Origin of the sequence: Pseudomonas sp. PA-4-8C (assembly GCF_021606625.1) — a bacterium.
Classification (GTDB): domain Bacteria; phylum Pseudomonadota; class Gammaproteobacteria; order Pseudomonadales; family Pseudomonadaceae; genus Aquipseudomonas; species Aquipseudomonas lactis.
Window position 1 is genome coordinate 1 of record NZ_WKCD01000294.1, and the last position, 6,790, is coordinate 6,790.

Sequence of the window (6,790 nt, forward strand, 5' to 3'; positions counted from 1 at the left end):
CTTCAACACCTGTGCCTGCCAGACAATAACCGCATCACCTTCAACCACGACAAAGGCGGCCACCTCGCCACCGTCGAACTCAACGGAGAAGTGCTCACCTCACATCTATTCAACAGCGGCCGCGAACATCAGCGCCAGCAAGGCCAACTGCTCAGCCACTACCACTACGACGACCACCACCGCCTACACGCCCAGGCGGTCACTCAGCAACAGAACCACCTCTACCAACGCCAATACGACTACGACAAAAGCGGCAACCTCACCCGCCTGCTCGACACCCGCAAAGGCGAACACCTTTACCACTACGACCCCCTCGCCCGCCTGACCCGCGCCGACCACTCCCAAGACGTGCAGGAACGCTTCGGCCACAACCCGGCCGGCAACCTGCTGATGCAAGACCGCCCCGGCCCCGACATCGTTGCGGCCAACCGCCTGATAATCCAGGGCGACCGCCATTACGACTACGACGCCTTCGGCAACCTCATCCGCGAACGGCGTGGCAAGGGCCAGCAACTCGTCACCGAATACCGCTACGACTGCCAGCATCGGTTAATCAGCATCACAAAGCCGAACGGCCAAACCGCCAGCTATCGCTACGACCCATTTGGGCGGCGCATCAGCAAAACCGTGGACGGCAAGACCACCGAGTTTTTCTGGCAAGGCGACAAGCTGATTGCCGAGCACCATGCAGAGCGTCATCGCAGTTACCTCTACGAACCCGACAGCTTCCGACCACTGGCGCTACTGGAAGGCTTCGGCCCACACGCCACAACGCCCTACCACTACCAACTCGACCACCTCGGCACCCCACAGGAACTGACCAGCCCCGACGGCGAAATCGTCTGGTCCGCCCACTACCGCGCCTACGGCCAGATCGCCCGGCTCGACGTAGGCAAAATCGACAACCCACTGCGGTTTCAGGGTCAGTATTTCGATCAGGAAAGCGGCCTGCACTACAACCGCCATCGCTACTACAATCCGGATATTGGTCGCTATCTGACTCCGGACCCGGTGAAGTTGGCGGGGGGGATCAATGGGTACCGGTATGTGCCCAATCCGACAGGTTGGGTAGACCCGCTGGGACTAAGCTGTAAGATTGGAGTATGCCCTGGCTCAAAATTCGATTTAGTCCACACAAAAAAATTATCCAGCGGCGTACTAGTTGCACACGAAAAATCTGGTGGGCACTTAATCAAAAAACATATAGGACAGACAGATATTCAGTTAGCTGAAAGGCTTGAATGGGAACCGAATATACCAGCAGCGTCCACATTCAAAACTTTAGAGGAAGCAGAAGCGCTCGTTACTGAAAGCTTATCCACACATCATCACGAAATATCCAAATTTCTCAAAGGAAAAAAAGACAAGCATATCATTAGAGAACACTCGAGCAGCCCTTTGGGATTGAGCGTTATAAGAGGTAGCACAGAGTCAGTCCCCGTATATAAATTTATTCTGGTTTTAATAAAAAAACCAAAAATGCCAAATGGCTACCTTTTACTTACAGGATACCCAATAGAAAAATGAACATACCATTAACTGAGCTTCAGCAATTTTTTGGCGCCTACTTTAATCAAGACTGGGTAGAGGATCACGCCTGCGCCGACGACGTCATTGATAGTTTTCTAATGGACTCGTCCACAGACGTGATCTGCACCGTAAGGAATGAGATTCTAGAATTGATTGACTCCTACACAAACGAATCAGAGTTCCAAGAAAACTTGCTGCACAAACAGTACTGTTTCTATTACTACCCAAATGAATGGGCATCAGGGCCGTTATGGCTCCACCATATAGTGGAAAAATTCGACACGCATTTACTTAAAAAATAAAATCCATCAGTACGCCGATCTCATTCAGCTACATCGATGTAACCAGCTACGGGGGCTGCTAGGCAGCCCCACGCGAGCAAGCTCGCTCGCCACAGGTTCAGCGACGCCCTTAAATCCCCGCCAACGCCAAATCCATCGCAAAATACGTAAATATCAAATCCGCCCCCGCCCGCTTGATCGACCCCAACGTCTCGCGCACCACCCGGTCCTCATCAATCGCCCCAGCCTGTGCGCCGAACTTGATCATCGCGTACTCACCGCTCACCTGGTACGCCGCCACCGGCAGGCGCGAGGCTTCGCGGATGTCGCGGATGATGTCGAGGTAGGCCCCGGCAGGCTTGACCATCAACGCGTCGGCGCCTTCCTGTTCGTCCAGCAGCGATTCGCGCACGGCTTCGCGGCGGTTCATTGGGTTCATCTGGTAGCTTTTGCGGTCGCCCTTGAGCGCGCTGCCGCCGGCTTCGCGGAAGGGGCCGTAGAGGGCCGAGGCGAATTTGGTGGAGTAGGCCATGATTGGGATGTGGGTGAAGCCGGCGTCATCCAGGGCGCGGCGGATGGCCTGGACCTGGCCGTCCATCGCGGCGGACGGAGCGATCACGTCGGCGCCGGCGCGGGCGGCGGCCACGGCTTGTTTGCCGAGGTTGACCAGGGTCGCGTCGTTGTCGACATGGGCGCCGTGCATCACGCCGCAGTGGCCGTGGTCGGTGTATTCGCAGAAACAGGTGTCGGACATCACGATCATTTCCGGCACGGCGTCCTTGATGATCGAGGACATGCGCGAAACCAGGCCACGTTCTTTCCAGGTGTCGCTGCCGCTGGCGTCGAGGTGGTGGGACACGCCGAAGGTCATCACCGACTTGATGCCGGCGCGAGCGTAACGCTCGATCTCACCGGCGAGTTTTTTCTCAGGAATGCGCAACACACCCGGCATGCTGGTGATGGGCACGAAATCGTCGATTTCTTCTTCGACAAAAATCGGCAATACCAGGTCGTTGAGGGTGAACTCGCTTTCCTGGAACAGACCACGCAGCTCCGGGGAGCGGCGCAGGCGACGTGGGCGGGCTTGGGGAAACTGGCTGGTCATGGCAATCCTGAAAAATGGCTGAACACTTTGGGGCGAAAGCTTATGCCCCCAAGTCCTGGCAACACAAACGCCGAGGGGCCAATAGTGTATTGCCAGGCGCGTAACAATTCATTGATCTACAGCTGTAGACGCCCTTCGATGCACAACGCCACGGCGCCGCCCACCCAGATTTCATCGCCCTGGCGCTCGATATAAATACGCCCCGCTCGCCCTATCGCCGTGCCTTGGCTGACCACGTAACGGTTGGGCGCCAGGCCTTCAGCGAGGAGCCATTGGGCCACGCCGGCATTCAAGCTGCCGGTGGCCGGGTCTTCGGCGGCGCCATCGCCAGCGACAAAAGCGCGCACTTCAAATTGCGCGTCCACCGCGTCACGCGTGGGGTCACAGGAGGCGATCACCCCTACGGCCAACCCTTGCAGCTGCGCGTAGTCTGGGCGCAGGTCCAGCACGGCATCACGCTCAGCCAGCATCACCGCCAGCCAACCGGCACCATTGTCGACCCACTGGCTGCGCAAGATAGCCTCGGGCGCCAAGCCTAATGCCAGGCGCACGCGCTCCAGCAACGGCGCCTCCACCGGGCCGGCACGCAGCAATGGCGGCGCGATAAACGCCAGTTCATCGCCCTGACGGCGAATACGCACCAAGCCGATTTCGCACTCCTGGATAATCTCCTCCCCGCGTGGCACACCGCCAGCCTGCAACCAGGCGTGGCAACTGCCCAAGGTCGGGTGCCCAGCGAACGGCAGCTCCTTGAGGGTGGTGAAGATTCTTACCCGATAGTCAGCACGAGGGTCGCGCGGCGTCAGTAAAAACGTGGTTTCGCTGAGGTTGGTCCAATTGGCGAAGTCCGCCATCTGCTGGTCGGTGAGGCTATCGGCACCCAGCACCACGGCTAACGGGTTGCCTTTAAGCGGCACGCTGCTGAAGACATCCAGTTGTTGAAAATCGAAAGTCGGCATGCTTCAGCTCGGAATGTTCAGGCCACGGATCACCGCCGGACGTGCGACAAAACCGTCCAACGCCCGCAGTACGTTAGGGAAATCGGTAATGCCCACCAGGTCACCGGACTCGTAGAACCCAATCAGGTTGCGAACCCACGGAAAGATCGCAATGTCGGCGATGCTGTACTCGTCGCCCATGATCCAGGTGCGGCCCAACAGGCGCTTTTCCAGCACGCCCAGCAAGCGCCGCGATTCGGCGGCGTAGCGGTCACGCGGGCGTTTGTCTTCATACGCCTTGCCGGCGAATTTGTTGAAGAACCCCAGTTGGCCAAACATCGGGCCGATGCCGCCCATCTGGAACATCAACCATTGCAGGGTTTCATAGCGCGTGGCCGGGTCTTCGGAAAGCAACTGGCTGGTTTTTTCTGCCAGGTAGATAAGGATCGCACCGGATTCGAACAGCGCCAGCGGCTGCCCGCTCGGGCCGTTGGGGTCGATGATCGCGGGGATCTTGTTGTTGGGGTTCAGGGACAGGAACTCGGGTGACAACTGGTCCTGGGTGTCGAAGCTGACCTTGTGCGCCTCATAAGGCAGGCCCAGCTCTTCGAGCATGATCGACACCTTGACGCCGTTGGGCGTGGGCAACGAATACAGCTGCAGGCGTTCCGGGTGCTGGGCGGGCCATTTGCTGTTGATCGGGAAAGCGGCGAGTGCGTTCATCGAGAACCCCCTGGACGGAAAGTCCCCATGATAGTCATCTGCCTGCCGTCGTGCATGGGTCATCGTTGCGCAACATTTGCCGGCTAGAATCCCGCGTGGGCGAACCAAAGCGCCCGAATGCACTCTTAAAGAGCGCCCGGAGAATGAAAGGAGGCGCTTTGCTCTATCGACAGGGAACACCGCAGGACGCTGATGCGTCACTGGGGCCGGGCTTGTCCGCCTTAACCCGACGCACGAAGACTCGAACCTATCATGAAGATCAAGCCTCTGCGCCTTGTGCCACAACTCAAACGTTATTCCTATATGGTATTGCCGCTGCTGCTGGTCAGCGCTGCTATCGTCACCGCCCTGGACGCCCGTGAAAGCCGTGCGCAACCGGTCGATGGCGTGCAAACCCTGGTATTCCTGCGCCATGGTGAAAAACCCGCCGGTGGCCTGGGCCAACTCAATTGCCAGGGCCTGAACCGCGCCATGAACCTGGCGACCCTGTTGCCGGAAAAGTTCGGCAAAGCCAACTATGTGTTCGCTGCCAACCCGACACGCAACGTCGAGGAAGGCGAACTGGATAACTCCTACAGCTACATTCGCCCCTTGATCACCATCAGCCCCAGCGCGATCAAGCTTGGCCTGCCGGTGAACATCGAATTTTCAGCGAATGACACCAGTGCCCTGGCCGAAGAACTGGTCGAGGACAAGTACCGCAACGCGACGATCTATACGGCCTGGTCCCATGGTTATTTGCCAGAACTGATCAACAAAGTCGCCAGCGAAGCGGCCGGCGAAAAGCACACCATTACCGATGATTGGTCTGGGAATGACTACGACTCCCTGTATGTGCTGACATTGACCTGGCACAACGGCAAGGCCTCGCTGCTCAGCCGCAACTACAAGCAAGGGCTGAATAACGGAGGGGAAAACTGCCCGGACCCGACCCAGGTCAGCGCAGATATCTGAAGCTTGGGCCGCAGGGGCGTATGATGCCGGGCTACGACTCACCTGCGGACCCTCTCCATGCCCAACCTCGCTTCCACCCAGCCCAGCCGCGGCTGGGCGTTCTGGTGCAAACCTGCCCTATTTCTGTTGGTGGCCTGCATCGGCCTCTACTATGTGAAGTGGTCGCCCTACTACCTCAAGGCGTTTGTAGCGGCCGATAACCACAGCATTGGCGCCTCGATTCTCAATGACCAGCAAAGCTCGCCCCTGGAGGCAGCTCTCGCCTATGCCCAGGTGTATTTCCTGGCCATCTGGAAAGCCGCCGTACTGGCGGTGATCCTCGGCTCGTTACTGCAAGTGTTGATCCCCCGCGACTGGCTGCTGCGCCTGTTTGGCCGCGCCGGGCTGGGCTCGACCCTGCGCGGTGGGCTGTTCGCCCTGCCGGGGATGATGTGCAGTTGCTGCGCGGCCCCGGTGGCGGCGGGCATGCGCCGCCAGCAGGTGTCGGTCGGCGCGGCACTGGCGTTCTGGATTGCCAACCCGGTATTGAACCCGGCCACCCTGGTGTTCATGGGCTTTGTGCTGGGCTGGGGTTTCACCGCGTTGCGGCTGGTGGCGGGGATTGTGCTGGTGGTGGGCGTGTCCCTGGTGGCACAGCGCATTGCGCGCCCGGACCAAGTGCCGGAAGCCGCACTGGAAGCCGTTGCCGACGTCAGCACGGTGGAGTCGCAACCGTTCCTGAGCCGCTGGTTACGCACGCTGTGGCAGCTGTTCTGGAGCACTATCCCGGTGTATATCCTGGCGGTGCTGATCCTCGGCGCGGCACGGGTTTGGCTGTTCCCTCATGTGGACGGGGCGATGGCCGACAGCCTGGTGTGGCTGGTGCCGCTGGCGATTGTGGGCACGCTGTTTGTGATTCCGACAGCGGCAGAGATTCCCATCGTACAAACCATGATGGCCCTGGGCATGGGCACCGGCCCGGCCGTGGCCTTGCTGATGACCCTGCCGAGCGTGAGCCTGCCGTCGCTGTTGATGCTGCGCAAGGATTTCGATGCGCGGGTGCTGGTGACGGTGGCCGGGTTGACCATGCTGGTGGGGGTGGTGTGTGGGTTGATTGGGGCGGTGATTCTTTAGAGTTTCAGTGGGGCCGATGGCCTCATCGCAGCATAGGTATCTACACAACTTCGGTACGACGCTAAACCTGTGGCGAGGGAGCTTGCTCCCGCGACGGCCTGGCAGCCGACGCTGATCTAACTGACGCACCGCGATCCAACTGTGGG

General features: G+C 59.2%; 7 protein-coding genes. 4 read left to right on the forward strand and 3 right to left on the reverse strand.

The annotated features are described in order from the left end of the window. Both GIW04_RS26215 and GIW04_RS26220 read left to right on the forward strand, forming a co-directional pair. Positions 1-1,527: RHS repeat-associated core domain-containing protein (locus tag GIW04_RS26215; protein WP_236479341.1), on the forward strand; the 1,527-nt coding region annotated here is incomplete at its 5' end. Next, positions 1,524-1,832: a contact-dependent growth inhibition system immunity protein gene (locus GIW04_RS26220; RefSeq protein WP_032900519.1), complete on the forward strand. Its 309-nt coding sequence runs from the start codon at positions 1,524-1,526 to the stop codon at positions 1,830-1,832. The genes GIW04_RS26215 and GIW04_RS26220, both read left to right, overlap by 4 nt. A 109-nt stretch (positions 1,833-1,941) precedes the next feature. Here GIW04_RS26220 and hemB read toward each other — a convergent pair whose 3' ends face one another. The 3 genes from hemB to GIW04_RS26235 all read right to left on the reverse strand — a co-directional run bounded on the left by hemB (position 1,942) and on the right by GIW04_RS26235 (position 4,577). Beyond that, positions 1,942-2,916 (reverse strand): porphobilinogen synthase, encoded by a 975-nt coding sequence (gene hemB / locus GIW04_RS26225; protein ID WP_016977356.1) that lies wholly within the window; start codon positions 2,914-2,916, stop codon positions 1,942-1,944. Between the two features lie 116 nt (positions 2,917-3,032). Continuing rightward, positions 3,033-3,875, reverse strand: a complete 843-nt coding sequence (locus tag GIW04_RS26230; protein ID WP_003190314.1) for a PhzF family phenazine biosynthesis protein — start codon at positions 3,873-3,875, stop codon at positions 3,033-3,035. Positions 3,876-3,878: 3 nt separating this feature from the next. Then, positions 3,879-4,577 (reverse strand): glutathione S-transferase N-terminal domain-containing protein, encoded by a 699-nt coding sequence (locus GIW04_RS26235; RefSeq protein WP_034135269.1) that lies wholly within the window; start codon positions 4,575-4,577, stop codon positions 3,879-3,881. 252 nt (positions 4,578-4,829) lie between these two features. On the opposite strand from GIW04_RS26235, the gene GIW04_RS26240 reads away from it, so the two are divergent. Both GIW04_RS26240 and GIW04_RS26245 read left to right on the forward strand, forming a co-directional pair. Next, on the forward strand, positions 4,830-5,531 hold the full coding sequence (locus tag GIW04_RS26240; RefSeq protein WP_034125794.1) for a hypothetical protein: 702 nt from the start codon (positions 4,830-4,832) through the stop codon (positions 5,529-5,531). A gap of 57 nt (positions 5,532-5,588) precedes the next feature. Then, the gene (locus tag GIW04_RS26245) at positions 5,589-6,644 is read left to right on the forward strand and encodes a permease (RefSeq protein ID WP_120249137.1); all 1,056 of its coding nucleotides are present in this window, start codon (positions 5,589-5,591) and stop codon (positions 6,642-6,644) included. Positions 6,645-6,790 lie beyond the last annotated feature (146 nt).